Origin of the sequence: Agrobacterium sp. LAD9 (genome assembly GCF_003031125.1) — a bacterium.
In the GTDB taxonomy this organism is placed as follows: Bacteria; Pseudomonadota; Alphaproteobacteria; order Rhizobiales; family Rhizobiaceae; genus Agrobacterium; species Agrobacterium radiobacter.
On record NZ_PHGS01000022.1, the window covers coordinates 41,632 to 67,026 of the forward strand.

The following is a 25,395-nucleotide window of genomic DNA, read 5'->3' on the forward strand; positions in this document are numbered from 1 at the left end:
CCGCTGCCGTTTTCCGGAACGGATGCGGGCCGGAGCGGTTTACGGGGTCGGGCCTGCGGGCGGCCGTTCGATTTTCGTCACGATCACCGGCCACAGTGCTAGAATGAAATGCAGAAGGGGAGAGATGCATGTCGGGTGAAAAAAAGGTGCGGGATTGGCTGCAGCTTGCCGAAAAGGAGCTGAAGCGCTCACCGGACACACTCGTCTGGCACACGCCGGAGGGCATCGAGGTCAAGCCGCTCTATACGGCTGACGATCTGCAGAAGATTTCTCATCTTGATAGCCTGCCGGGCTTTGCGCCTTTCACGCGCGGCCCGCGCGCCACCATGTATGCCGGGCGGCCCTGGACCATCCGCCAATATGCCGGTTTTTCCACGGCCGAAGCCTCGAATGCCTTTTACCGCAAGGCGCTCGCCGCCGGCCAGCAGGGTGTTTCCGTGGCTTTCGACCTCGCCACCCATCGCGGCTATGACAGCGATCACCCGCGCGTGGAGGGCGATGTCGGTAAGGCTGGTGTGGCGATCGACAGCGTCGAGGACATGAAAATCCTGTTCGACGGCATCCCGCTCGAAAAAGTCTCGGTGTCCATGACCATGAACGGCGCGGTCATTCCCGTGCTCGCCAGTTTCATCGTGGCGGGCGAAGAACAGGGCGTTCCCCGCGCCGCCCTTTCCGGCACCATCCAGAACGACATCCTCAAGGAGTTCATGGTCCGCAACACCTATATCTATCCGCCCGAACCCTCGATGCGGATCATTGCCGACATCATCGAATATACGGCGAAGGAGATGCCGAAATTCAACTCCATCTCCATTTCCGGTTACCACATGCAGGAGGCGGGCGCGACGCTGGTACAGGAGCTTGCCTTCACGCTGGCGGATGGGCGCGAATATGTGCGGGCTGCTTTGGCCAAGGGGCTGAATGTCGATGATTTCGCCGGCCGCCTGTCGTTCTTTTTCGCCATCGGCATGAATTTCTTCATGGAGGCGGCGAAGCTGCGCGCTGCGCGCCTGCTCTGGTCACGCATCATGGAGGAATTCAAACCGCAGAAGGCCTCGTCGCTGATGCTACGCACCCATTGCCAGACTTCTGGCGTCTCGCTGCAGGAGCAGGACCCCTATAACAACATCGTCCGCACCGCGTTTGAGGCCATGTCCGCCGTGCTTGGCGGCACGCAGTCGCTACACACCAATTCCTTCGATGAGGCGATTGCCCTGCCGACAGAGTTTTCCGCCCGCATCGCCCGCAATACCCAGCTTATCCTCCAGCATGAAACAGGCGTTACCAAGGTTGTCGATCCCCTGGCCGGTTCCTATTATGTCGAGAGCCTGACCGATGAACTGGCTGAGAAAGCCTGGGCATTGATCGAGGAGGTGGAGGCGCTTGGCGGCATGACCAGGGCGGTGGCGGAAGGCCTGCCGAAACGGCTGATCGAAGAGGCGGCAACGCGCCGCCAGGCGGCGGTGGACAAGGGCGAGGAGGTCATCGTCGGCGTCAACCGTTACCGTCTCGAAAACGAGGAAGATATCGATGTTCTCGATATCGACAATGCCGCCGTTCGCGCCGCGCAGATCCGCCGCATTGAGGAGACGCGCCGTCGCCGCGATGGCAAGGACGTGACCTCCGCCTTGGCAGCACTTTCCGAGATCGCCCGCAGCGGCAAGGGCAATATTCTCGAAGCTGCGGTTGTCGCCGCCCGCGCCCGCGCCACAGTGGGAGAGATTTCCGATGCACTGCGTGCGGTCTTCGGTGACCATGCCGCCGTGCCGGAGGTGGTGAGTGATATCTACGGCGAGGCCTATAAGGATGAGCCGGAACTCGCCACGCTCGCCGCCCGCCTCTCCGGTGTTGCCGAACGGATCGGCACCAAACCGCGCATCATGGTCGCCAAGCTCGGGCAGGATGGGCATGATCGAGGCGCGAAGGTCATTGCTTCAGCCTTTGGCGATATCGGTTTTGATGTGCTGGCCGGCCCCTTGTTCCAGACTCCCGTTGAAGCGGCGGATCTCGCCGTGCGGAACAGGGTTCATGTGGTCGGCATGTCGTCGCTCGCCGCCGGGCACAAGACGCTTGCGCCGCAGCTGGTCGAGGCGCTGAAACAGAAGGGTGCGGAAGACATCATCGTCGTGGTCGGCGGCGTCATCCCGCGGCAGGACTATCAGTTCCTGCTCGATCACGGCGTTTCGGCGATCTTCGGACCCGGCACCAATGTCATGGACGCGGCCAACAAGGTTCTCGACCTGCTCGAAGGCGTCAGGCGGAACGTGTGAGGGGAAGACGACCATGTTCGGAAGATTGAATCACGTCGCCATCGCGGTGCCCGATCTCGAAGCCGCCATTGCCCGATACAGGGCGCTTGGCGCAGATGTCTCCGAGCCGCAATCCCTGCCTGAACACGGCGTGACGGTGGTTTTCATTCAGGCTGAGAATACCAAGATCGAACTCCTTCACCCCCTCGGAGAAAATTCGCCGATTGCCGCCTTTCTCGAAAGAAATCCGGGCGGCGGGACGCACCATCTCTGTTTTGAGGTGCCGGATATTGACGCCGCTCGTGATGATCTCATCAAGAAGGGCGTTCGAATTCTGGGCGATGGCAAGCCGAAGATCGGCGCTCATGGCAATCCTGTTCTTTTCCTGCACCCGAAGGATATGGGCGGCGTGCTCTATGAGCTTGAGCAGGTTTCTCAGACATACGGCTGAAACATAAATCTCCTAGGAGGCTGACGTTGTGAAGCGCTGCTCATGGCGGCGCTTTCATTTGCGTTCGTATGGTTCGTTTGTTTTCTTTTGACATTCGTTTTGTTTTCGTTTTTATATAATTGTCTTTCCATAAGGGGTTTCTCCCCTGCATTGTCGCGGAGGCTTCATGTCCGGCGAAAATATTTTTGATCTTTTTGTCATCGGCGGCGGCGTCAATGGCTGCGGCATTGCCCGCGATGCCGTGGGCAGGGGTTATTCCGTGGCGCTTGCGGAAAAGGGCGATTTTGCCTCCGGCACGTCTTCGGCGGCCACCAAACTCATTCATGGCGGCTTGCGTTATCTCGAACATTACGAGTTTCGTTTGGTGCGCGAAGCGCTGATGGAACGCGAGATCCTATGGGCCATGGCGCCGCATGTCATCTGGCCCATGCGTTTCGTTCTGCCCATTCAGAAGGGCGGAGTACGCCCGGCCTGGATGGTCCGGCTCGGTCTGTTTCTTTATGACAATCTCGGCGGCCGCAAACTTTTGCCGGCGACCCGTACGCTCGATCTTCGCAAGGACCCGGCGGGCAAGCCTCTGAAGCCGGCTTTTGCCAGGGCTTTCGAATATTCCGACGGCTGGGTGGATGATGCCCGTTTCGTGGTTCTCAACGCGCGCGATGCGGCGGATCGCGGCGCGACGATCATGAACCGCACGCGGGTCGTTTCCGCACGGCGCGAAGGCGGGCTGTGGCTCATCGAGACGCTGGACGAAAAAACCGGTCGTTCGGCCACGCATAAAGCGCGCATGCTGGTCAACGCTGCCGGTCCCTGGGTGGATACCGTGCTTTCCGGCGTCTTCGGGCGCAAGGATGTTCACAATGTCCGGCTCGTGCAGGGCAGCCACATCATCGTGCGCAAGAAGTTTTCCGATCCGCGCGCTTACTTCTTCCAGAACCCTGATAACCGCATCATCTTCGCCATTCCCTATGAGCGGGATTTCACGCTGATCGGCACAACGGACCGCGATTACAAGGGCGATCCGGCCAAGGTTCGCATTTCCGAGGAAGAGATTTCCTATCTCTGCAACGCGGCGAGCGACTATTTCAGCGAGCCGGTTCGGCCGGAAGACATCGTCTGGACCTATTCCGGCGTGCGGCCGCTCTTTGATGATGGTGCTTCGAAAGCGCAGGAAGCCACCCGCGATTACGTGCTGAAGGTCGAACAGGCCGATGGCGAAGCGCCGCTCCTCAATATTTTCGGCGGCAAGCTCACCACCTATCGGCGGCTGGCGGAACATGCGCTGGAAAAGATCGGCGCGGCGATCGGCGAAAAGGGCAAGCCGTGGACGGCGGGCTCTCACCTGCCGGGCGGCGATTTCGGCGCGGAGAGATATGAGGTGCAGGTTCGGGCGCTCGTCTCCCGATATCCTTTCCTTGATGGACGCCATGCCGAGCGGCTTGTCAGAAACTACGGCACGAAGGCTGCAGAACTGTTGGGCAGCGCCACCGACGTGTCCAGCCTCGGCCGGCATTTTGGCGGCACGCTTTACGAATGCGAAGTGCGCTGGCTGGTGGAGCACGAATGGGCCTTTGCGGCCGAGGATATTCTCTGGCGCCGCACGAAGCAGGGCCTGCGCCTGAGCAAGGACGAGGCCGCCGGTCTCGATGAATTCGTGGCCATGCTGACAGGCGGCAAGGAAAAGACCGAAGCCGTGGCGGAGCGAGCCTGAGCTTCCGCCAGGTTTTAGGTCAATTCCCCGAACTCCTCGGCGGCCTCTCGGGGCCGTCGGCACTCAAGATGTAGTCGTCGGCAGCGGAAAGGGCGTGTTCCATATGTCCTTCGAACACCAGTTCCGGCTCGTGGGGAGCGATTGCGATTTTTGGCATGCCGCCGAAACGCACTGCCTGTGACTGTGCAAGTCCATCGCGCAGGCCGCTTTCCAGAAGGTCGAAATAACGGGTGCCGGGGCCGGTGATGAAAACCGGCATATGGCCGTGCAAGCTGAAGAGGCGTGAAAGGCCGTTGCCGAGCGCCAGCCCGGCGGTGCGGAAGGCAAACCGCGCCATTCGGCCCCCGGCGCGAGCCGAAGCGGCGATCTTGTCCACCTCGGCGATCGGCACGAATTTTGCCGGTTCCGCCTGCGGTGGTGCCTCGAAAGCCGACCGCAGGATGGCGTAGAAGCCGGAATAGGCCTCGATACAGCCCCTGGTGCCGCAACGGCACAGCGCACCATCGGCCAGATGCAGCATATGGCCGAAATTAGGGGCGCTGACCTCAATTGCGCCACCCGTTGCACGGGCGATGCCAAGGCCGATGCTGTGGCCGAGCGACAGGGTAACGAGCGCGTCCGGTGCCAGGGTTTCCTTTGCGTGCTCCCGCATCCAGATTGCTTTTGCGGCCAGCAGCGTCTCGTTGTTCAGCGTCACGCGGGTGCGGCCGTCTTGCGAAATAAGCTGCTGGAAATCTATCTTTTCGTTGCCGAGCACCGGCGACCAGACGAGCACTGCCGCTGCCGCATCCACAAGCCCCTTGCTGCTGATCGAGACCTGAAGAATGTCGTGGCGGTTGATGCGCGAGCGGTCCGCAAGTCTCGCAAGGCCCGCCAATATCGAACCTCCGAACGAGCCTTTTTCAGCCGTGATCCTCTGCTCGGTAAAGCGGTCCACCAGCTTTCCGGCATAATCGACCAGCGAATATTGCACGCTGTCCGAGGAGATGATGACGATGGCGACATGGCAGAAGGCACTATCAGGCCCGAAGAGGATACGAGGCCGCCCGCGGCCGGCCGTGGCAAGCTGCTCTTTCCTGAGAATGAGCCCCGCACGTTCGAGTTCCATGGTGATGGCGGAAACGGTTGCGGAGGCAAGCCCGGTGAAAGTCGACATGTCGGTATGGGAAAGACTGCCGTGCAGACGCAGTGCCGCCATCACCGACAGGCTGTTTTTCTGGCGCACCAGTTCCGTACTTGCAATGGCGGACATGGGCTGGGGCATGCTCCCTGAACGGCTTTTTTCCTGTCGTGCTGATCCCCTCTGATGGCGCATGCCAGAAGCAAGATCAAGGCACCCGGATGCTGCCCGCAGCCGTTGTTGACAGCATGGGGAATCTCTGACATTAATTTTCTCGACTGTCGAGAAAATTGTGAAACCACAGAGACCGACAGCTTTTTCCGGGCGTTTTTCCTGCATGGAGGTGCAGGCTTCGCCCTTACCGGGAGGACATCATGAATTCTTTTGCCAAGCTTTTGGCGGGTACGGCCGTACTCGTTTCCCTTCATACTGCCGCTATTGCTGCTGATCTCGTCGTTGGCGTTTCCTGGTCGAATTTCCAGGAAGAACGCTGGAAGACGGATGAGGCGGCCATTAAGGCAGCGCTCGACAAGGCCGGCGCGAAATACATCTCCGCCGATGCGCAATCATCCGCCGCAAAGCAGCTGACCGACGTGGAATCGCTGATTTCCCAGGGCGCCAACGCGCTGATCATCCTGGCGCAGGACAGCGACGCGATTGGCCCGGCCGTTGAAAAGGCCGTTGCCGAGGGTATTCCGGTCGTTGGTTACGACCGCCTGATCGAAAACAAGAACGCCTTCTACATTACCTTCGACAACAAGGAAGTCGGTCGTCTTCAGGCTGCCGAAGTCTTCAAGGTGAAGCCGGAAGGCAACTACGTCTTCATCAAGGGCTCGTCTTCCGATCCGAATGCGGACTTCCTGTTCGCCGGCCAGCAGGAAGTGCTGAAGGCCGCCATCGACGGGGGCAAGATCAAGAATGTCGGCGAAGCCTATACCGATGGCTGGAAGCCGGAAAATGCCCAGAAGAACATGGAACAGTTCCTGACCAAGAATAACAACAAGGTCGATGCTGTCGTCGCGTCGAACGACGGCACGGCCGGTGGCGCAATCGCCGCTCTTGCCGCGCAGGGCATGGCGGGTTCGGTTCCCGTTTCCGGTCAGGATGCAGACTTCGCCGCGCTTAACCGCGTCGCACTCGGCACGCAGACGGTCTCCGTCTGGAAGGACAGCCGTGAACTCGGCAAGGAAGCGGCCGGTATTGCGCTCGCGCTTGCTGGTGGCAAGAAGATGACGGAAATCAAGGGCGTCACCGCCTTTGACGGCGGCCCGAAGAAGGTCACGATGCAGTCGGTCTTCCTCAAGCCGATCGCCATCACCAAGGACAATCTGAACGTCGTGATCGATGCCGGCTGGATCAAGAAGGAAACGGCCTGCCAGGGTGTGAAGGCCGGACCCGTCAAGGCCTGCAACTGATCGACTATGTCCCGGTTCGGGCGCTGCGCCATGGTTCATGGCGCAGCGCCTTTTAAGATGTGAGGAGCACCGGCAGTTCATGGCCGATATGACCCAATCCAATTCCCCAGCGTCCGCCAAGACGGAAAAGACAGGCTCCATAGCGCGCTTCATCAGCGCAACGGAGCTTGATACCCGCCTGCTCGGCATGGTCGGCGCGCTTCTTCTGATCTGGATCGGATTTCATATCCTGTCCGGCGGCCTGTTCCTGACGCCGCGAAACCTCTGGAACCTTTCCGTGCAGACCGCGTCCGTGGCTGTCATGGCGACCGGTATGGTGCTCGTCATCGTTACCCGCAATATCGACCTGTCGGTCGGGTCGATCCTCGGTTTTTCCGGCATGATCATGGGTGTCACGCAAGCGGAGATCCTGCCGCAGATACTCGGCTTCGAACATTGGGCGACATGGATCGTCACGCTTCTGGTCGGCATTCTCGTCGGCGGCGCCATCGGCATGCTGCAGGGCTCGATCATCGCATTCCTCAACGTGCCGTCGTTCATCGTCACGCTCGGCGGTCTGCTGGTCTGGCGCGGCGGCACCTGGTTCGTCACCAGCGGTCGCACCGTGGCGCCTATGGATTCCACCTTCCGCCTGATGGGCGGCGGCACCAGCGGCTCGATCGGCGCGACATGGAGCTGGATCGCCGCTATCGTTGCCTGCGTCGCCATCGTCGCGGCAATCCTCAATTCCCGTCACCAGCGCCGCCGTTTCGGCTTTCCACTGCGGCCGGTCTGGGCGGAATATTTCCTGGTGGCACTCGGCTGCTTCGTCGTCATCGGTTTTGTGGCTGTCGTCAACAGCTATCCCTGGCCGATCAACATCGCCCGCAATTATGCCGATGCCAATGGCATCACCTGGCCGGACGGCGGTCTGTTCATTCCGCACGGCATTGCCATTCCGGTGCTGATAGCGCTCGCCGTTGGTGCAGTGATGACCTTCATCGCCACGCGGCTGCGCTTCGGACGTTATGTATTCGCCATCGGCGGCAACCCGGAAGCAGCCGAACTCGCCGGCATCAAGACCCGCTGGGTCACGGTGAAGATATTCACGCTGATGGGTGTTCTGTGCGCCATCGCGGCGGCAATCTCGACTGCCCGTCTCAATGCGGCAACCAACGCCCAGGGTGAACTGGACGAACTTTATACGATCGCGGCGGCGGTCATCGGTGGCACCTCGCTCGCCGGCGGCGTCGGCACCATAGCGGGCGCGATGCTCGGCGCGCTCGTCATGCAATCGCTGCAATCCGGCATGGTGCTCGTGGGCATCGATACGCCTTTCCAGCGCATCGTCGTTGGTGTGGTTCTGGTCGTCGCCGTCTGGCTCGACACCATCTACCGCGCCCGCGCCAAGTAAGAACCGAGGAGAATCCCAATGACGGAACAAGTCACGCCCCTCGTGGAAATGCGCAATATTTCCATTTCCTTCGGCGGTATCCATGCGGTGGAAAACGCCTCAGTCGATCTTTTCCCCGGTGAGGTGGTCGCCCTTCTCGGCCACAATGGTGCGGGCAAATCGACGCTCATCAAGATATTGTCCGGCGCCTACCGGCGGGATGAGGGCGAAATCCTCATCAATGGCGAGGATGCGGATATCCGCAATCCCCGCGACGCCAAGAAATACGGCATCGAAACCATCTACCAGACGCTGGCGGTGGCGGATAATGTCGATGCGGCGGCCAATCTTTATCTCGGACGCGAGCTGAAGACGAAATGGGGCACGCTTGATGATGTCGCCATGGAGGCTTCGGCCCGCGAGGTGATGGGACGTCTTAACCCCAATTTCCGGCGGTTCAAGGAGCCGGTGAAGGCGTTGTCCGGCGGCCAGCGGCAGTCCGTCGCCATCGCCCGCGCCATTCTGTTCGACGCTCGCATCCTCATCATGGACGAACCGACGGCAGCACTCGGGCCGCAGGAAACGGCGCAGGTCGGCGACCTCGTCAAGGAGCTGAAACGGCAGGGCATCGGCATCTTCCTCATCAGCCACGATATCCACGACGTGTTCGATCTGGCGGACCGGGTCTTCGTGATGAAAAACGGCAAGGTGGTCGGCCATGCCCGCACGGAAGATGTGACGAAGGACGAGGTTCTCGGCATGATCATTCTCGGCAAGGTGCCATCAGGTGCTGTGGCGGGTCCGGGCGCGGTCGTCTCCTGACATCCGCCTCTTGAATGAAATAAAGATATAAAGATTTCTTTATGTCTATTGACATTGTGAGACCCGTAGTGAGAAATGCGGGTGTCATGGTTCTCCGGGCCTGATTATTTCAATCCCGGAGCTAAGAGGGAATCTGGTGCGCCGTTGGATCGGCAATACCGGAGCTGCCCCCGCAACTGTAAGCGGTGAGCCTTTGTCCATCAACGTCACTGGGGTGAAAGCCCCGGGAAGACGGGCAAAGGCGACGACCCGCGAGCCAGGAGACCTGCCAGGACAAAATAACGTCCACGGGCGGGGTGTCCCGGTGGTTGCTGCAATGGTTCGGCAAAGCCCGGGCCTGCGCGCGTCCGCTTTACCCATGCCCCCACAACCAAATGGGGTATGACAATGCCAAACAAGATCATTCCAGTCGCATCGCTCGGTTTCCCGAGGATCGGCCGTCATCGCGAATTAAAGTTCGCGCTTGAAGGCTTCTGGTCCAAAAAAATCTCCGAAACGGAACTTCTCGAAACCGCCGCCAGGCTGCGCGCCGAAAACTGGGTGCTTCAGCAGGAGAAGGGGATTAGCCACATCCCCTCCAATGATTTTTCCCTCTACGATCATGTCCTCGATACGGCCGTGATGGTAGGTGCCATTCCATCCCTCTATGGAAGGGCGGGTGGAGATGTTTCCCTCTCGACCTATTTCGCCATGGCGCGCGGCAGCCAGAGCGACGGGCATGCAGGCTGCGGCCATGTGCATGAAGGGCATTCGCATCATGGTCATGGCGTTTCGGCGCTGGAAATGACCAAATGGTTCGACACCAACTATCATTACATGGTGCCGGAGGTCTCCGAGGATCAGCATTTCGAATTCACCTCGCAAAAGCCGGTCGACCACTTCCTTGAGGCGAAGGCGCTCGGCATCCATACGCGTCCGGTCATTCTCGGCCCGGTCACGTTCCTGAAGCTCGCCAAGGCGCGCGAGGCAGCCTTCAAGCCGCTTGATCTGCTGGCGCGGTTGCTGCCCGTTTATGAAGAGCTGCTGCGCCGCCTGCATGCGGCCGGTGCGGAGTGGGTGCAGATCGACGAGCCGGTCGCCGTGCTGGACCTTTCCGAGGGGGAGCGCCATGCGCTGGCTGTGACCTACCAGGCTTTGTCGAAGGCCGTGCCGGATTTGAAGATCCTGCTCGCCACCTATTTCGGTGGCCTTGAGGACAATCTCGAAGCCATCGCGGCGCTGCCGGTCGCCGGCCTTCATGTCGATCTGGTGCGGGCACCCGCTGCGTTGGAGGCGGTGTTGAAGGCGCTGCCGGAAAATCGCGTTCTGTCGCTGGGCGTCATCGATGGCCGCAACATCTGGCGTGCTGATCTCGCCGCAATCGTCACCCGATTGGAACCCATCATCGCGTCACGCGGTGCGGCGGCGTTTCAGATTGCGCCGTCCTGCTCGCTGCTGCATGTTCCGGTTGATCTCGAACTGGAAACCGGTCTCGATGCTGATCTGAAAAGCTGGCTTTCCTTCGCCACCCAGAAGCTCGACGAGCTTGCCACGCTTGGCAAGGCTCTCGGTGAGGACAAGGCCGCTGTAACCCCGGAACTGGAGGCTGCCTCGAAGGCGGTTGCCGCACGCGCATCCTCGCCGAAGGTAACGGATGCCGCCGTGCAAAAGCGTATCGCGACGATTGGCGAGGCCGACAGGAAGCGGGTAAGCCCCTTTGCCGAGCGGCAGAAGCTGCAGTCGCAGGCCATTACGCTTCCGCTTTTCCCGACGACCACCATCGGTTCCTTCCCGCAGACGCCGGAGGTGCGCAAGGCCCGATCAGCGCATTCGAAAGGCGCTCTGACCGATGCGCAATATGAAAGCTTCCTGCAGAAAGAAACCGAAGCGACGATCCGCTGGCAGGAGGAAATTGGCCTCGACGTTCTCGTGCATGGTGAGTTCGAGCGTAATGACATGGTGCAATATTTCGGTGAACAGCTTTCCGGTTTCGCCTTCACCCAGCATGCGTGGGTGCAGAGCTACGGCTCGCGCTATGTGCGTCCGCCCATCATTTTCGGTGATGTGTCGCGGCCGAAACCGATGACGGTCCGCTGGTGGGAATATTCCCAGTCGCTTACCGACAAGCCTGTCAAGGGCATGCTGACCGGACCGGTGACGATCCTCAACTGGTCCTTTGTCCGCGATGATATCGCCAGAAGCCTGACATGCCGGCAGATCGCGCTCGCCATCCGAGACGAGGTCAACGATCTCGAGGCGGCCGGGGCGCAGATGATCCAGATCGATGAGGCGGCTCTGCGTGAGGGCCTGCCGCTTCGGCACCGGGACTGGCAGGATTATCTCGGCTGGGCGGTGGAATGCTTCCGCATTTGCTCCAGCGGCGTGGACGACCGCACACAGGTGCACACCCATATGTGCTATTCCGAATTCAACCAGATTATCGATGCCATTGCGGCGATGGATGCCGACGTGATCTCCATCGAGACCTCGCGGTCAAAGATGGAGTTGCTGGATGCGTTTCGGACTTACAAATATCCGAACCAGATCGGTCCCGGCGTCTACGACATCCACTCGCCGCGTGTGCCTGATGTCGGAGAAATGGTCGATCTTCTGGCGCTGGCGCGGGAGCGGCTTGACGACCGGCAGCTCTGGATCAACCCGGATTGCGGCCTGAAGACCCGCAAGTGGGAAGAGGTCAGGCCGGCACTCGTCAACATGGTTGCCGCTGCCATCGAGCTTCGCCGCGCGGTGCCCTGATAATGAAGTGAGGCCCGGAAAAACCGGGCCTCACTCATGGCTTGCGCCAATAAAATGTGGAGGAAGATATGCAAATGACTCTCCGGCTGGATGGAGCCAGCCGGAGAGGCAAGAATGTTCCCAAGCTTTCACGACTGGAGGCCGGCGCGGAAACGCTCACTCCCGCGGGTTCATGCCGTTGCGAAAGCGTTCAATGCAGGTCGGCCTGTGCCAGGGCGCTGACATTGATTTCTGTGCTTACCGACGGCAGACCCTGCTGATTGATGTCCTGGGCCAGCGACAGCAATGCCATTTCCAGAAAATAGGTCGACATGCCCAGTTCCAGAGCCTTCGAGCGCTGGCAAAGATAGGAAACCATCCGCCCGAGCGCCAGAATCTCGTCTGCATTGTCCTGTTCAAGTATAGCTGTGGTAGACGCCACCATGATTCCCTCTCGACAGTCGACAGTATGAAAACGCTTTGATGTTGCGTTGTTCATTTCGACCATATCGAGCGTCACGCGAGCGTCACACCTGCGTCAATTGTCGTTTTTGTCTGCCGGCGCGCTGGCATTTTCCGCCGCTTCAGTCGCCGCGAGCGATGTCACGAGGGCGACGATGCTTCTGCGCACGGCGGCGCTCTTGATGCGCGAAAAGGCCTGGTTGAGCGAAAAGCCTTCGTTCGAAGCCACGAAGGTCTGCATGGCATTGATCGTGCCGAGGGCCGGATTGGCCGGGTCGCCATCGGGCGTGGCATTGGCGAACAGGGAGCTGACATCCACGCCGAGGATCGACGCAATGGCCTGCAGACGGGACGCGCCGACGCGGTTGGCGCCCTTCTCATATTTCTGGACCTGCTGGAAGGTGATGCCCAATCGCCCGGCCAGCGCACTCTGACTCATGCCGAGCGACTTGCGGCGCATTCTGATCTGTGCGCCGACATGGACGTCGATCGGGCTGGGTAGTTTGGCCTGCATTACAAATTCCTCCGGTTGAGGTTCTTAAATCCGATGATTATCAATTAATATTGTTGAAGGTATACATTCAACACAATTTCCACGGGTATTATGAAGCTTTATTGACAAAATAGCACGGTTTTTTGTTCATAACCGCGTGTCCGGGCCGCGATTTGTTATTTTTGTCGCGCAACGCAACGCACCGTTGCGGCTTGAAAGATGGCTCCATCCGGCCACACCGATGGCCTGAAAGCCGAATCTGTCCCAAATTTTCCGATTCATCGCGTCGAATTCCTCAAGCGCTTCCCTATCGCCGAAATGCGGAATCCAGACGAATGGCCGTTTCTGACCGGAACGTGTGACATTTTCAAGAAGAACGTTGTTGTAAAGTCTGGGCAGGCATTTGTTGGTATCGATGGCCGCTGAAACCGGGATGGGATTTCGTTCAATCGCAAAGCCTTGCCGCACAAGCGAAAGTGCCGAGGCGTCCAGCTTTCGTTTCAGATCGGCTGCGGCGCGGGCATTGCATCCGCCATGCGCGACGGGATCGGCAACGAGCAATAACGGCCGGCCCCCGCTTCTCAGACCGGTGACGGAAACGAACTGGTCAACGTGGAAGCCGCATTGGTGCATTCTTTCGCCGGCGATTTCTGCTCCACAAGTCTCTGCCGCGGAAAGATCTAGAGAGACCGGGATATTGCCGAGATCCTCCGGCCGATACCCGAAACTGAACACGCTTCGGCCGTCGAGAGCCTCAACCTTTCGCCATCGTTGCGACGGGATGGCCGCATTTCTTCCGATCCCACTGTCATCCTGCAGGCTGGAATGGCCCACCAGCCGAAAATCCGGGCCGACGAGCTGATTGCCCCCCGCCAAGGCGACATCGGAATACCTAGTTGCCGCTCCCAGATGCTCGGCCAGACTGACCCCGACGGCCTTTTCCGCCGCCAAAACAAACTCCGCACTGGCATATCCGTCGCGATCATTTCTCCGCACATGGAGCATATCCTGCAGCCATGGATGCGAAACGCTGTCGTTTCCGGCAAGGGGTATCAACTCGGTGGGGCAGTGGGTTGGCAGGCCGTCGAGCCAGCTTTGTGCGGGCGCAACACAGGCGCGATCGACCACGATAGCGGCAGCGATATCCGCAGGCAGGGCCGAAAGCAGGTTTCCGATGGGAATGAGCGGAGAAACGGTGTCAGCGGGTCCGTTGTCCGCAAAAAAGGCGGCAGGCAATGCGAACGCGATCGTGCGGATCAGCCCACCGCAATCGGGCACCAAAGGCAGTGCCGTGGACTGGACGGTGTTCAAGACGTCTTGTCCCCTGCCGTCTGCCGTGCGGCCAATTGCTGGAAAAACATCGTGTTCTGCAGTTTCCATGATGGCGGCGGGAATGGCAGCGTCTCGCCCGAGAGCACCGCCAGAAGCCTCGTCGCATCGTTTCTCTTGACGGAAACCGCATTGGCCGCGAGCAAATCTGCCGTCGCGGAGCCGAGGTCGGCTTCGGCCGCGATGGAGCGCCATGTCCTGCGGGTAAAATGCACGTTGCTGGCGGCACGCGCGAGCGCGTCATGTTGCTCCGGGGTGAGGGCATGGTGGCAGGCCGCAAGCGTCGCTTCGGCGTCGACCAGCGCGACTGTTAGCGGGCGGTAGGCGAGTTCGCCGGGTGCATGGCTCACTGCCACATCGGCATCGGAAAAACGTTGCCCGTCCCGATAGGCTTCGAAAATCTCACCGATGCCGATCATGCCGAAGGAAGCGCATTCCGCCGCCCGGAGCGCACCCATGCTGGCGGCGCCGAAAACGCTGACGCCGCTCGACAGCGCATAGAGGATTTCCTTGTGCCAGACGGCGGCGCAATCGCCGTAAAGCCCGTCGATCAGCCCGATTGCCCCGATGCCTTGCCGGACCGCATCGAAAATATCGCCGCAAGCCGCGGGACCGCGAAGATCGAGGCCGGACATATATTCGCCGGCGATGCCGTGGATGGACGGGCCTGCAAAAACCACCGGCTTCATCCGAGGCCTCCGACAGTCAGCAAGTGACCGAGGGTTCGCTGCGAGATGTGCTGGAGCCCGCCGCCGGCCGGGGCAAGGCCGCTTGCCAGAACCCGCACCACATGCAGGCCGGATACGTCCGTTTCCAAAGGAAAGACATAGATATCCTCGATGCCGCCGGCGAAAAGGTGCGTCGCAAGCTGGCGCCATGGCGGCGAAGATGCGGCGCCATGGGCAAAATCGAGATTGACCGGCACCCTTTCCACCGGCGGTGCCCCGAAGGCCGAAGGCCCGGCCGCAACCATATCCCGCTGGTAGCGGAGAGGGGAAAGATCGTCTCTCGCGCCGCTGATATCGGTCAATCGCGACTGGATCGCCTCCAGCAGCGCAGCAATCGCAGCGCCATGCATATCAAGCCGGCAGGCCGCGCCCGCGGCGTTGCGGGTGGTCGGCCCGTCCTTAGCCTGAAGAGAGCGGGGCAGGCTCGCCATCACCACCGGCACGCCAAGCCCATTCGTCATGTCGAAGAAGGACGGCGGCAGGCCGATATCCGACAGGCGTCGAACAAGACCGTCAAGGGAAGGATCGACGCCCGCCGGAATGAGGATCGGTTGAGGTGCGATGGCGCGTGTTTCGAAAGTGTCGACGAGGAAGCAGGCGTCATTTTCAATGAGTTCGAGCAGGGCATGAAGAACCGCATGGTCATGGTCGAATCCGGCCGCGAGCCCTTGAGAACTCATGCGGAAGGCCTGCCGGTCCCATGGGAAATCCACGCGGAAATCCATGCCGACGAGTTCATAAGGGGCAAAAACCTCCCGCTGGTGGCGAATGGATGTTCCCTTTACCCAGGCGCGTTCTTTTTGCGGATGGAGAGTGTCCGGATCGACCCGGCCGACGGTTTCGAAAGGAACCAGGGGAACGCCTTTGTCCCGCATCTCCTGAATGGAGCCGAAAATGGCGATATGTTTGCGGGTGTCTTCGGCAACCGCGCCTTCGATTGCCTCCATGATCGCGGATAGCCGGGCCTGTTCCGCGACAAGCCCCTTGCCCTGCGATACCGACAGCCCGCGTGAATTGGGCCGGGTCGCGAACCAGACGGGAATGCCGATGATGTCGAGGCCGGTGACATCGCCGACACGGGTAATCCCGAACCGCCGAAGCAGTCCGGGATCGAAGAATGAAGCGTCTGCCTGCCTTGAAGCAGCGGTCGCTGACATGGGAGCATCGGCGCCGGTCAAGGCTGCGCGACCGCGATCAGGGTGCCGTGTTGCCGTCGTCGGCAAGGATGGCGTCGAACAGCTCGCCGGTGACGGAGCCGGCCGGGCCGACAGCCTTCAGGGCGGCTTCGATCGGCGCCTGTACCATGCGGTTGAAATCCCAGCCGGCGTCGCTCACTTCGCCGATAAAGGCGAAATCGGCTTCGGAAACCACGGCGCCACCGGCGACGAGGGCTTCGATGCCCTGAATCTGAACCTGGTCCAGTTCCGCTTCAGGCTGGCCGTTCTGACGAACGAGCATGGACTTTGCGGCCGCTGCCACGCGGGCATAACCATCCACGCCGGGATGGTTGGCTTCATAGGCGGCAATCGTCTCATGCGACACGGACGCAACCCGCAGCGGCGCCGTGCGAATGAAGAGAACGCCGAAACCCTTTTTTCCGACAATGAAGAAATGCGAGGACATAATATCTCCTATTTGATCCCAGCTAATCGAAGTGCGTGATAGAATTTTTCATTCGCTACCGGGTCCCGGTCTGGAGACAGGCTGCTGATCTCCCTCGCCGTCATACCCGGATAGTTTTCCTTAAGCCTGCTGCCGGTTTCGCGGGCGGCGACCAAATCGCCATGCAAAGCGTGGCTTGCGGTCAGAACGCGCAGCGCCGGCTCGTCATTTTCCATCCGCCCGCACAGTTCCACCGCCGTGCCGTAATCCTCGCGCTTGAACGCGATGCTGGCGCCGGCCCACCAGTAGATGTCGGGCGCAAGCGGATTGAGGTCGATGGCCTGCTGAAATTTCTCCCAGGCGATTTCCGCATCTCCGAAATGGGCGAGCGCATCGGCATGCTGAAGCAGGAGGTCGGCGGAGTTAGGCGCCAGCGCCTCCGCCTCGAAGAATTTTTCGGCGGAGATGTCGAAATCCCGCTGGTAGAGCGCCACCACTGCGCACATCCAGTGGCCGACACCAAGAGCGGGGTCGATCTCGACGGAGGAATCCGCTTCCGCCTTGGCGCGATGCAGGAGATGGGGATCATTGCCGCCAAGCATCAGCCATTCCAGCTGCAGGCTCTGCGCCACACGGGCGCGGGCAACCGCCAGGCTATGGTCGAGATCGACCGCCTTGCGGAACATCGAGCGGGCTCTTCGAAGAAGCGGCAGGTCGCATTTGCCGCGCAGAAGCTGCTGGCCCTCCAGCAATTGCCGATAGGCCTCGCCGCTATGGTTGCGGTCGGGTTCCACCTGAAGTCGCTCGATTTCGCGGGCAAGTGCTGCGGCCACCTGTTTGGACAGCAGCCGGAAGGCGGCGTGGATATGCCGCTCGGTCAGGACTGCCTCCAGCGACCAGACGATTTCACCGCTTGCATCCTCGATCAAGGCAACCGACATGCGGGTTTCGTCGAACACGGTCGAAATTATACGGTAATCCGCCCGCAGCATGGCGTAGCTGTCATCGGCCCGCTGATGCGCCAGTGCAAAGGTGCTGTGCGGCGAAAGGACGGTGAAGGTCCGGTATCGGACAAGGCTGTTGGCGACATCCTCGACGAAGGCCTGCATGACCGGCGAGACCGGTTGCCCGTCAACCCTTGCCGGGCGAACGAATGCGACGCGGGGTTTAGTCTGGGATTTTCGGCGGTTGCCCTCTTCCGGCTCGGCGGCGACCGTTATCGTGGCGGTCAGACTTTGTATTCTCCGCCTCAGCGCCACGGTTTCCGCTTCCGGGGAACGCCCCTCCTGGCGGAGCTGCTCCATCAGAAGCTGGTGCATGCCCTCGCAGGCGCTGATGTTTCCGATCCGCGCATAGGCCGCCATGGCGGCGCGGTAGGTTTCTTCGCGCTCCGGCTCGATCTTGCAGGCGCATTCGGCAAGCCTGGCGATATCGTTCGAACTGGCGCGACCAAAACGCGTCAATTCTTCCAGAAGCTGGGTGTAGCTGGAAAAGAACAGGTCCCTGAGACGACGGCGCTCGGAAAGCAGCCAGAGATAAAGATGATCCTGTCCGGCCTCCAACCCCTCCAGCAACTCGCCGCCGAATTCAAGCAGCGCATTGAGCCGCCGCATCGGGTCTTCGGCCCTTGCGCCGGCAAGGAAGATGGCAAGGTCGGTTCGCTGCGCCAGCTTGCCGGCCTTAAGATCGTTTCCTTCGGTCAGAAGGATCGCCTCATCCTCGTTGGGAAGCTTCTGCAGGCGCAGGATCAGCTGCCGCAGGTTGCCGAGAGCCCTTTTCTGCTCGACATTTTCCCACAGCAGCGATGCGGCATGCTGGCGGGAAAGGGACTGGTTCGGCGCAAGGATGAGGGCGGCGGTGAGGGCGAAGCCCTTGGACGGAAAAAATGCCTCCCGCACCGCATCACAGCGCGGGGTGCCAAAAAGCCGGATCGGTATCAGTTCAGCGTTCCCAGCCACTTTCGTCCCCTCATGAATCATCATCTAACAACGTGCCCGGGAAATTGAAAGTCATCATAGCATTCCATTTGACGCTGGTGTGACGCGGCCTGCCTATTGTCGCAGACAGAAGCATGAATGACGGGTGGAAAACAGCGGACATGCGGCAGGCAGGCATCGGGATTTTTCGAAAGTGATAGCGTTTAACGGAAGCTACATGGCCTTCGAGCCGCGCATCGAACCTTATCAGCGTGCCGACGATGTCGGATATGCGGTCAGTGAATTCATGTGGTTCAAGGGCCGTCCGTTCTATCCGGTCTCGGCGCTGGTCCATGCGAAGGTCGCGCATGCCAGGCTGTCGGCGAAGAAAGGCGATGAGGAAGACGAGGATAATCTCGATATCCTCTTTCGTATGCCGTTGGTGGCGGGCGGGCATTTTTTCGAGATCGTGCTGCGGTCGAATGAAGGAACGTCCTACGGCGGCTGGGTGTGGGGAGAAGAGCTGGAAATCCTGAATGAATTCGTCAACGGCTATCGCGTTCTGGCGGGGAAGTTCGACGACAGGTTCATCCGGTTCGAATACTCAAAGCGGTTTCAGCGTTATCGGACGATCGAGCCGCTGCCGGTGGAAAAATCCGTCTTCCTGATCCAGCGGGAGACAAAGCCCTATGCGGGCGGGCGTGGTCTGCCGGGAGCCCTGGTGCCCTGATCGCGGGGACGTCTTTGGGGCGTGAAGGCGTGGACTGCACGGATTGCGGCATGCCCGGCAAAGCGCGGCTTTATCGGAGGTCGTCAGGGAATATTTTTATTTTTATTGTGTGGAAAATTATGATGCTCAATAGAGGTAAAGTGCGTAACAGGGGGATGTCACCGCAACTTGCGGCGGTGAATTGCGCTTCCAGCGACGATACGCTTTCCGATGCGGAGAGCGTTGATGACGAGTCGTGCCTGCCTCTGCGCAATGACAGGCTTTATGTTGTCAGCGAACCGATTTCCCGGACATTGCCCTCACCCGCCCTCGGAGATGATCAAGCGCGGAAGGAGACGCCGGCCAGGACCGAGATTCGCAACAGGGTCGTCGATTCCGATATCAGGGCGGCAAAATGGGCCTGGGCGATATTGGCGATCGCGCATTGCTGGCTGATTTATTTCATGGTGCACAATCTCGGGGGGTGAAACATCCGTCGCCACCCTTTGCACGCCCTCAGTCCGTTTCGCCAATACTGTGCAGGATCATTGCCGCCGCGCCGAAGGCCACGGGGTCCGTTGCGACGACCCCGGGCAGCAGGATTTGTGGCTGGATGACCTTAGCGCCGCTGAACGGGTCCGAAACCTCATAATCCAGCCACGTCGCCAGTTTTTCGCGCACCATCCTCGGCAACGTGCCGCCGACATAGATGGCGTCGGGCGCCAATACGGCGCTGACGGCAAAGCCAAGGCGGGCAACCTGTGGCCCGGCTCGGTCCAGCCACGCGTCAAGCACGGCGGCGTTGCGGGACAGGTAGTCTGTCCAGATGTCAGGAGCCCGTCCGGAGGGTTTTTCGCCGACATGCTCAAGGCACCAGGCCGCCAAATCTTCGAAAGAGGGCCGTGAGTTTCCGCGACCACGCAGGGCGCCGATCTCGCCGGCATTGCCGAGAAAACCGCGATAGAGTTCGTTCCTGATGATGATGCCGCCGCCGATACCTTCGGATAGGTAGAGATAGGCGAAATTTTCGTGCCCCGCCGTATTGCCGAGCGTGAGTTCGCCCATGGCCGCCGCATTGGCGTCGTTTTCGATAATCACCGGGCAGCGCAGCGCCTCGCGCAGCATGGCGGAAAGGTCGGAACCCGCCCAGGAAATGACCTCGTCAGCAAGATCGAGCGACATCGCCTCGTTGCGAAAGCGGGTCGGCATGGCAATCGCCGCACCGATCAGGGCGTTGCGGCTAATCGCGTTTTTTGAAAGCAGCTCTTCGGATCCTTCCTCAAGTGCCCGCTGGACATCGGAAAACGCGTCATAGGAACCGCGCATCTGCAATTCGCCAACGATCTCCCCGCCGAAATTCAGCAGCGTCAGCATCACCGAATAACGATTGGCATGGGCGCCGAGGGCATAACCGACGGTTTTCTTGAGCATGAGGTCGATATGGGGAGCGCCGCGACCTTCCTGCCGGCGCGCGCCTTCCTCGATAATGCCGCGTTCCAGCAGGTTGCGAGTCATCATGCTCACGGCAGCCGGTGTGACGTTGCAATATTCCGCAAGTTCGACCCGCGATGCCGAACCCTTGCGCCTGATGTAACCCAGAAGTGCGCCCTGTGTCGCGCCGATACCCGCAAATCCGCCGTTTCGTTTCTCAGCCAAAGTTCTGCTCTCCCAGCTTTAGCGCCGGAAATGTCATAAAGCTGTAAATTAAGCAACTTAATTAAATAATCAGTTTCAACGGGAATGCACCTCATGTTTAAATCTCTTTCCCTGGCGGCCACGGTCGCCCTCGGCGCACTTTTGCCGGCCATTGCCTTTGCCGAAGACATCAACGTCAAACTCTGGACGCTCGCCGACAAGAATGCGCCCGCCCGCGTCACCAACATTGAAGCGGCGGCCGGCATCATGAACGCGCAGTTCAAGGCCGCCGGCGTCGACAAGCGCATCGTCATCGACACGAACAATAGCAGCGTGCAGGGCTGGGACGGTTTCGCTCTCGATACGCTGAAGGCATTTTCGGTGGGGCAGGGCCCGGATATCTACATTCTGCCGCATGAATGGATTGGCCAGTTCGCGCAGGACGGTTATGCCATGCCGATGGAAGACAGGATCGCCGCCGCCCCGTGGGTCTATGGCGATATTCTTCCGGTCCTCTGGAATTCGGCCAAGGGCGCCGACGGCAAGATTTACGGTATTCCACAGGACGCGGAAATCCGCATGTTCTTCTACAATAAGGACATGCTGCGCAAGATCGGCAAGGACGAGGCCTTTATCGAAAGCCTGCCGGCCAAGGTCGATGCCGGTGAATTCACGCTCGATGATCTGACCGCGCTGTCGAAGGAAGTGGTCGACGGCAAGGCCGCTCAATATGGCATGCTGCATCGCCCGAATGTCGGTATCGACTATCTGATGGTGTTTCAGTCCTATGGCGTGAAGTTCATGGACGAAAAGACCGGCAAGCTTGTCTTCCCCAAGGCGGAAATGGTGAAGGCGCTCGGCTGGTATGAGCGCAACGCCAAGCAGGGCGTCACGCCGGTCGACAATACCGCCATGAGCTGGGAAGCCATCCAGACCGCCTTCAAACAGGAAAAGGCCTTCATCTTCCATCAGGGCGTGTGGGCGGTTGCCTGGCAGGTGGGCGACAAGAACGGCGCAACCTGGCCGACCGATCGCGAAGGCTATTTCAACAAGATCGGCTGGATTTCCGCACCGGCAGCCGAAAAGGGCGGCAAACCGGCCAACCTGTCGCATCCGTTGCTCTATACCGTCAACCCGAAGAGCGCCAATGCCGATATTGCCGCCGATCTCGTGGCGCTGGCGACCTTGCCCTATTTCAACAACGAGCACGCCGTCACTTCCTATCACACGGCCATCAGCAACGCGCAGACGGCCATGCCGAAATACCGGGACAACTGGGTTCTTTCCGCCGCTTCGCCGATGATGAAGGACGCACAGTTCGTGCCTAACCACACCAAGTTCGGCAGCTACAACAAGGTGCTGTTCAGCGGCCTGCAGGCGGTCGAGACCGGCAAGATGACGGCCGAACAGGCAGTCGATTTCATCGCCGACGAACTCGAACTGCAATTCGGCGCGGATATCGAAATCCGCGAAGCCGCAAGCAACTGAGTTTTGTCCGACACCACGCCGCCCGGTTACGCCGGGCGGCTTTCCCGTGTTCCCACCGGTATATCCCAATGTCTCAGTTCCAGCTCAGGGCGCGTCGTCCGGCCCGGCCGATTTTTTATCTGGCGCCGGCTCTTGCCCTGCTCGGCGTCTTTTTCCTGGCGCCGATCGTCGTCAATCTGGTGATCGCCTTTACCGATATGGGCGCGAATCTGAAGGTCGGCAAATTCACGGTCGAGAATTTCCAGCGCATGGTGCAGCGTGATGTACGCTTGCCGGTCGTGCTTTTGACGACATTCATCTATGTCGGCGCAACGCTGTTTTTCTTCAATATCGGCCTCGGTGCACTTCTGGCGGTCACGACGACGGCGATACCCGACAGGCTGGGCAATTTCTTCCGCGGCCTGTGGCTGCTGCCGCGCATGAGCCCGGCCGTGCTTTACGGCGTGCTCTGGATATGGATTGCCGATCCGACCTCCTCCGGCCTGCTCAACCAGTTCCTCGGTATGCTCGGCGCACCGACGCTCAACCTGCGCAACGACTTTCCGCTGTTTCTGGTGGTGGTGGCGAACGGCGTCGTCGGCGCATCCTTCGCCATGGTCATCCTGACATCATCGATCCGCTCGATACCCTCGCATCTCGCCAATGCGGCGCGCGTCGATGGCGCCAGCGAATGGGGCGTGCTCCGCCACGTTATCGCACCGGCGCTTTCGGCTCCGATCCGTTTCATCACGCTCTATCAGGCGCTGTCGCTGATGACGACCTATGAATATATCCTGCTTATCACCGGCGGCGGCCCTGTCTACGACAGCACCACCTATGCGCTTTATATCTACCGGCGCGCCTTCGAAAACGGTGCTTACGCCTATGGCGCGGCGCTCGCGCTCGGCCTGATGGCCATCGGCGTCGCCGTGACCCTCGTTCAATGGCGCGTCAGCAACATGCGCGCGACTTTTGCCCCCGCCAAAATCGAGGTGCTGTGATGACGCTCGTTCAAAGCCACGCCCGGCGCGCCTCCGATCTGAAACCGGACTGGGCGCATCTTGAAAGACGCAGCCGCGCCCATCGTGCCGGCTTCCTTCCCGTCATCCTCGTGTTTCTCACGGTCGTTTCCGTCCCGGTTCTCCTGCCCTATCTCTGGCTGCTGGTGAAATCGCTGACCAGTTCCGACGACAATCTCAGCCGGCTGGTGCTGTGGCGCAGCGGCGCGATTGCCGCGCTGGCCTATTTCGGGGCGATTGCGATCGCGCTGTTTTCAGCACGCCTGCGCAACCCCGCACTGCTCTGGCTCGCGCTCGGCGTCGTGGTGGCGGCGCTGGTCTTCGTGCTTGTGCTGCCGCATCTGACCATCGAGAATTACAGCTTTCTGTGGAGCCGTGACATCGAGAAAACCGGCAATACCCGCATTGCGCTGATGCCGTCCGTCTGGACAGCCATGCGAAGCTCGCTGCTGTTTGCCGCTTCCCAGACCCTGATCGTTGCGCTGGTCGCCACGCCGGCTGCCTATGCACTGTCGCGCTTTGCCTTTGCCGGACGTGAAAACATCCTGCGCGGACTTTTGCTGCTGCATGCATTTCCCGCACTGGCGCTGACTGTCGCGATCTTCGTGCAGCTGCACTACATGGGGCTGCTCAACAATCTCTTCGGTGTCGTGCTGGTCATGAGCGCGCTGGAATTGCCCTTTGCGATCTTCGTTCTCAAGGGCTTCTTCGACAATGTCCCCTGGGACATCGAGATGAGTGCCGTCACCGATGGCGCGACCCGTTTCCAGGCCTTCCGCATGGTGGTTCTGCCGCAGGTCAGAAGCGGGTTGATAGCTGTCGCCACCTTCACCTTTCTGCGTGGCTGGGAAGAATATGTCTTCGTCCAGACCCTGCTCATCGAAAAAAGCCAGATGACGATGAGCCTCTACCTCTTCTTCGTGGCACAGGACAGCGTGGGCGTGAATTACGGCATGATCGCCGCTGTCGGCATCATCTATCTGCTGCCTGTGCTGATCATTTACATCTTCACCCAGAAATACATCACCCAGATGAGTTTCGGCGGGATCAAAGGATAATCGCCATGGCCAGGATCACCCTCGACAAAGTCACCAAAAGCTGGGGTGACACCCGGGTTCTGCAACCCATGACACTGACGATCGAAGACGGCGAATTCGTCGCCGTTCTCGGCCCGTCGGGATGCGGAAAATCGACCACGCTTTTCCTGCTCGCCGGGCTTTACGCGCCGACCGGCGGAGAGATCGCCTTCGACGGCCACAACGTCAACCGCATCGATGCGCGCGACCGCAATGTCGGCATCGTCTTCCAGTCCTATGCGCTTTATCCCAATCTGACGGTGCGGCAGAACATCGCCTTTCCGCTGCGTTTCAAGGATGTGCCGCGCGAGGAGGCGGCGCGGCGGGTGGAGGAGGCGGCAAGCCTCGTGCAGATCAGCGCGTTGCTCGACCGGCGGCCCTCGCAGCTTTCCGGCGGTCAGCAGCAGCGTGTGGCGCTGGCTAGAGCGTTGGTCAAGGAGCCGAATATCCTGCTTCTGGACGAGCCGCTCTCCAATCTCGATGCGACCCTGCGCATCACCATGCGAGCCGAGCTGAAAAACCTGCAGAAGCGGCTGAAGATCACCACCCTGATCGTCACCCATGACCAGATCGAGGCGATCACCATGGCAGACAGGATCATCTGCATGAACAATGGCACGATTGCCCAGATTGGTACGCCTGACGACCTTTATCGCCGGCCCAACAACCTGTTCGTCGCCGGGTTCATCGGCACGCCGCCGATGAACCTCTTAACGGGGCAGGCGCAGGGCGAGCAGCTGCGGATCGGCGATGCCCGGCTCGACATCAATGCCCGTTGCGACGGCGAGATCACCTTCGGGCTGCGCCCCGAGGATATCACCCTTACCAAGCCAGCCGAAGCGTGGCTTGAAGGGGCGGTCGCCACCGTCGAGCCGATGGGGCGCGAGGTTTTCTACAGCATCGACACACCCGCAGGCACCATCCATGCGCTGGAATATGGCGAGACGATAAGGCATGCGCCCGGCGAGCGGGTTGGCATCAGCTGCAAATCCGGTCTGACCCTTGTTTTTGACGCAGCCGGCAACCGCATTGCCGGACTGCACGCCGATCTTTCCCACAATTCGACCACGCCGGCGCGTCAGCCGGAACCCGTAAACTGACAGG

22 protein-coding genes and 1 riboswitch are annotated in these 25,395 nt (G+C 60.2%); of the genes, 13 read left to right on the forward strand and 9 right to left on the reverse strand.

From position 1 onward, the window contains the following. The first annotated feature begins 128 nt into the window (after positions 1-128). The 3 genes from scpA to DA915_RS21035 all read left to right on the forward strand — a co-directional run bounded on the left by scpA (position 129) and on the right by DA915_RS21035 (position 4,411). Positions 129-2,270: a methylmalonyl-CoA mutase gene (gene scpA, locus DA915_RS21025; RefSeq protein WP_107677207.1), complete on the forward strand. Its 2,142-nt coding sequence runs from the start codon at positions 129-131 to the stop codon at positions 2,268-2,270. 13 nt (positions 2,271-2,283) lie between these two features. Further along, entirely contained in the window at positions 2,284-2,700 is a 417-nt protein-coding gene (gene mce / locus DA915_RS21030; protein WP_107677208.1) for a methylmalonyl-CoA epimerase, read from the forward strand. A gap of 166 nt (positions 2,701-2,866) precedes the next feature. Further along, positions 2,867-4,411, forward strand: a complete 1,545-nt coding sequence (locus tag DA915_RS21035) for a glycerol-3-phosphate dehydrogenase (RefSeq protein WP_107677209.1) — start codon at positions 2,867-2,869, stop codon at positions 4,409-4,411. Positions 4,412-4,430: 19 nt separating this feature from the next. On the opposite strand, the gene DA915_RS21040 is transcribed toward DA915_RS21035, so the two are convergent. Further along, complete coding sequence (locus DA915_RS21040) at positions 4,431-5,663, reverse strand: ROK family transcriptional regulator (RefSeq protein ID WP_192886625.1); 1,233 nt, start codon at positions 5,661-5,663, stop codon at positions 4,431-4,433. A gap of 242 nt (positions 5,664-5,905) precedes the next feature. Here DA915_RS21040 and xylF point away from each other — a divergent pair, with 242 nt between their 5' ends. From xylF to metE, 4 genes are all read left to right on the forward strand, one after another. Next, on the forward strand, positions 5,906-6,946 hold the full coding sequence (gene xylF, locus DA915_RS21045) for a D-xylose ABC transporter substrate-binding protein (RefSeq protein ID WP_107677211.1): 1,041 nt from the start codon (positions 5,906-5,908) through the stop codon (positions 6,944-6,946). 79 nt (positions 6,947-7,025) lie between these two features. Next, on the forward strand, positions 7,026-8,339 hold the full coding sequence (locus tag DA915_RS21050; protein ID WP_020812930.1) for a sugar ABC transporter permease: 1,314 nt from the start codon (positions 7,026-7,028) through the stop codon (positions 8,337-8,339). A gap of 18 nt (positions 8,340-8,357) precedes the next feature. Further along, complete coding sequence (locus DA915_RS21055) at positions 8,358-9,140, forward strand: ATP-binding cassette domain-containing protein (RefSeq protein WP_020812931.1); 783 nt, start codon at positions 8,358-8,360, stop codon at positions 9,138-9,140. A gap of 70 nt (positions 9,141-9,210) precedes the next feature. Next, positions 9,211-9,428: riboswitch (cobalamin riboswitch) on the forward strand. A gap of 99 nt (positions 9,429-9,527) precedes the next feature. Then, positions 9,528-11,876: a 5-methyltetrahydropteroyltriglutamate--homocysteine S-methyltransferase gene (gene metE / locus DA915_RS21060; RefSeq protein WP_107677237.1), complete on the forward strand. Its 2,349-nt coding sequence runs from the start codon at positions 9,528-9,530 to the stop codon at positions 11,874-11,876. 190 nt (positions 11,877-12,066) lie between these two features. Here the strand turns inward: metE and DA915_RS21065 are convergent, their stop codons facing one another. From DA915_RS21065 to DA915_RS21095, 7 genes are all read right to left on the reverse strand, one after another. Next, positions 12,067-12,300: a hypothetical protein gene (locus tag DA915_RS21065; RefSeq protein ID WP_003509570.1), complete on the reverse strand. Its 234-nt coding sequence runs from the start codon at positions 12,298-12,300 to the stop codon at positions 12,067-12,069. Between the two features lie 93 nt (positions 12,301-12,393). Continuing rightward, positions 12,394-12,831: a helix-turn-helix domain-containing protein gene (locus DA915_RS21070; protein WP_003509569.1), complete on the reverse strand. Its 438-nt coding sequence runs from the start codon at positions 12,829-12,831 to the stop codon at positions 12,394-12,396. Between the two features lie 126 nt (positions 12,832-12,957). Then, positions 12,958-14,121, reverse strand: coding sequence for a hypothetical protein (locus DA915_RS21075; RefSeq protein ID WP_107677212.1), 1,164 nt, complete (start codon positions 14,119-14,121; stop codon positions 12,958-12,960). Beyond that, a complete protein-coding gene (locus DA915_RS21080; RefSeq protein ID WP_107677213.1) occupies positions 14,118-14,828 on the reverse strand; it encodes a TfuA-like protein in 711 nt (236 codons plus the stop codon). The genes DA915_RS21075 and DA915_RS21080 overlap by 4 nt, the downstream gene beginning before the upstream one ends. Next, on the reverse strand, positions 14,825-16,024 hold the full coding sequence (locus tag DA915_RS21085) for a YcaO-like family protein (protein WP_107677238.1): 1,200 nt from the start codon (positions 16,022-16,024) through the stop codon (positions 14,825-14,827). Before DA915_RS21085 ends, DA915_RS21080 begins: the two co-directional genes overlap by 4 nt. 37 nt (positions 16,025-16,061) lie before the next feature. After that, positions 16,062-16,490: a hypothetical protein gene (locus tag DA915_RS21090; protein WP_003509564.1), complete on the reverse strand. Its 429-nt coding sequence runs from the start codon at positions 16,488-16,490 to the stop codon at positions 16,062-16,064. 8 nt (positions 16,491-16,498) lie between these two features. Next, positions 16,499-18,451, reverse strand: coding sequence for a BTAD domain-containing putative transcriptional regulator (locus DA915_RS21095; protein WP_065695112.1), 1,953 nt, complete (start codon positions 18,449-18,451; stop codon positions 16,499-16,501). Positions 18,452-18,623: 172 nt separating this feature from the next. Here DA915_RS21095 and DA915_RS21100 point away from each other — a divergent pair, with 172 nt between their 5' ends. After that, a complete protein-coding gene (locus DA915_RS21100; RefSeq protein WP_003509559.1) occupies positions 18,624-19,115 on the forward strand; it encodes a hypothetical protein in 492 nt (163 codons plus the stop codon). 50 nt (positions 19,116-19,165) lie between these two features. Further along, the gene (locus tag DA915_RS21105; RefSeq protein WP_244600777.1) at positions 19,166-19,582 is read left to right on the forward strand and encodes a hypothetical protein; all 417 of its coding nucleotides are present in this window, start codon (positions 19,166-19,168) and stop codon (positions 19,580-19,582) included. A 28-nt stretch (positions 19,583-19,610) separates the two neighbouring features. On the opposite strand, the gene DA915_RS21110 is transcribed toward DA915_RS21105, so the two are convergent. Next, complete coding sequence (locus DA915_RS21110; RefSeq protein ID WP_107677215.1) at positions 19,611-20,750, reverse strand: ROK family transcriptional regulator; 1,140 nt, start codon at positions 20,748-20,750, stop codon at positions 19,611-19,613. A gap of 93 nt (positions 20,751-20,843) precedes the next feature. Between DA915_RS21110 and DA915_RS21115 the strand changes: the two genes are divergently transcribed. From DA915_RS21115 to DA915_RS21130, 4 genes are all read left to right on the forward strand, one after another. Then, entirely contained in the window at positions 20,844-22,217 is a 1,374-nt protein-coding gene (locus DA915_RS21115; RefSeq protein WP_107677216.1) for an ABC transporter substrate-binding protein, read from the forward strand. A 68-nt stretch (positions 22,218-22,285) separates the two neighbouring features. Further along, the gene (locus tag DA915_RS21120) at positions 22,286-23,197 is read left to right on the forward strand and encodes a carbohydrate ABC transporter permease (protein WP_107677217.1); all 912 of its coding nucleotides are present in this window, start codon (positions 22,286-22,288) and stop codon (positions 23,195-23,197) included. Continuing rightward, the gene (locus DA915_RS21125) at positions 23,197-24,273 is read left to right on the forward strand and encodes a carbohydrate ABC transporter permease (protein WP_020012120.1); all 1,077 of its coding nucleotides are present in this window, start codon (positions 23,197-23,199) and stop codon (positions 24,271-24,273) included. The genes DA915_RS21120 and DA915_RS21125 overlap by 1 nt, the downstream gene beginning before the upstream one ends. A 5-nt stretch (positions 24,274-24,278) precedes the next feature. Next, positions 24,279-25,391, forward strand: a complete 1,113-nt coding sequence (locus tag DA915_RS21130) for an ABC transporter ATP-binding protein (protein ID WP_107677218.1) — start codon at positions 24,279-24,281, stop codon at positions 25,389-25,391. Positions 25,392-25,395 lie beyond the last annotated feature (4 nt).

What these genes read in the sequence shown, in the direction of transcription:
- scpA (WP_107677207.1), top strand. Translation starts at nt 129, where the DNA reads ATGTCGGGTGAAAAAAAGGTGCGGGATTGGCTGCAGCTTGCCGAAAAG.
- mce (WP_107677208.1), top strand. Translation starts at nt 2,284, where the DNA reads ATGTTCGGAAGATTGAATCACGTCGCCATCGCGGTGCCCGATCTCGAA.
- DA915_RS21035 (WP_107677209.1), top strand. Translation starts at nt 2,867, where the DNA reads ATGTCCGGCGAAAATATTTTTGATCTTTTTGTCATCGGCGGCGGCGTC.
- DA915_RS21040 (WP_192886625.1), bottom strand. Translation starts at nt 5,663, where the DNA reads ATGTCCGCCATTGCAAGTACGGAACTGGTGCGCCAGAAAAACAGCCTG.
- xylF (WP_107677211.1), top strand. Translation starts at nt 5,906, where the DNA reads ATGAATTCTTTTGCCAAGCTTTTGGCGGGTACGGCCGTACTCGTTTCC.
- DA915_RS21050 (WP_020812930.1), top strand. Translation starts at nt 7,026, where the DNA reads ATGGCCGATATGACCCAATCCAATTCCCCAGCGTCCGCCAAGACGGAA.
- DA915_RS21055 (WP_020812931.1), top strand. Translation starts at nt 8,358, where the DNA reads ATGACGGAACAAGTCACGCCCCTCGTGGAAATGCGCAATATTTCCATT.
- metE (WP_107677237.1), top strand. Translation starts at nt 9,528, where the DNA reads ATGCCAAACAAGATCATTCCAGTCGCATCGCTCGGTTTCCCGAGGATC.
- DA915_RS21065 (WP_003509570.1), bottom strand. Translation starts at nt 12,300, where the DNA reads ATGGTGGCGTCTACCACAGCTATACTTGAACAGGACAATGCAGACGAG.
- DA915_RS21070 (WP_003509569.1), bottom strand. Translation starts at nt 12,831, where the DNA reads ATGCAGGCCAAACTACCCAGCCCGATCGACGTCCATGTCGGCGCACAG.
- DA915_RS21080 (WP_107677213.1), bottom strand. Translation starts at nt 14,828, where the DNA reads ATGAAGCCGGTGGTTTTTGCAGGCCCGTCCATCCACGGCATCGCCGGC.
- DA915_RS21085 (WP_107677238.1), bottom strand. Translation starts at nt 16,024, where the DNA reads ATGTCAGCGACCGCTGCTTCAAGGCAGGCAGACGCTTCATTCTTCGAT.
- DA915_RS21090 (WP_003509564.1), bottom strand. Translation starts at nt 16,490, where the DNA reads ATGTCCTCGCATTTCTTCATTGTCGGAAAAAAGGGTTTCGGCGTTCTC.
- DA915_RS21095 (WP_065695112.1), bottom strand. Translation starts at nt 18,451, where the DNA reads ATGATGATTCATGAGGGGACGAAAGTGGCTGGGAACGCTGAACTGATA.
- DA915_RS21100 (WP_003509559.1), top strand. Translation starts at nt 18,624, where the DNA reads ATGGCCTTCGAGCCGCGCATCGAACCTTATCAGCGTGCCGACGATGTC.
- DA915_RS21105 (WP_244600777.1), top strand. Translation starts at nt 19,166, where the DNA reads ATGCCCGGCAAAGCGCGGCTTTATCGGAGGTCGTCAGGGAATATTTTT.
- DA915_RS21115 (WP_107677216.1), top strand. Translation starts at nt 20,844, where the DNA reads ATGTTTAAATCTCTTTCCCTGGCGGCCACGGTCGCCCTCGGCGCACTT.
- DA915_RS21120 (WP_107677217.1), top strand. Translation starts at nt 22,286, where the DNA reads ATGTCTCAGTTCCAGCTCAGGGCGCGTCGTCCGGCCCGGCCGATTTTT.
- DA915_RS21125 (WP_020012120.1), top strand. Translation starts at nt 23,197, where the DNA reads ATGACGCTCGTTCAAAGCCACGCCCGGCGCGCCTCCGATCTGAAACCG.
- DA915_RS21130 (WP_107677218.1), top strand. Translation starts at nt 24,279, where the DNA reads ATGGCCAGGATCACCCTCGACAAAGTCACCAAAAGCTGGGGTGACACC.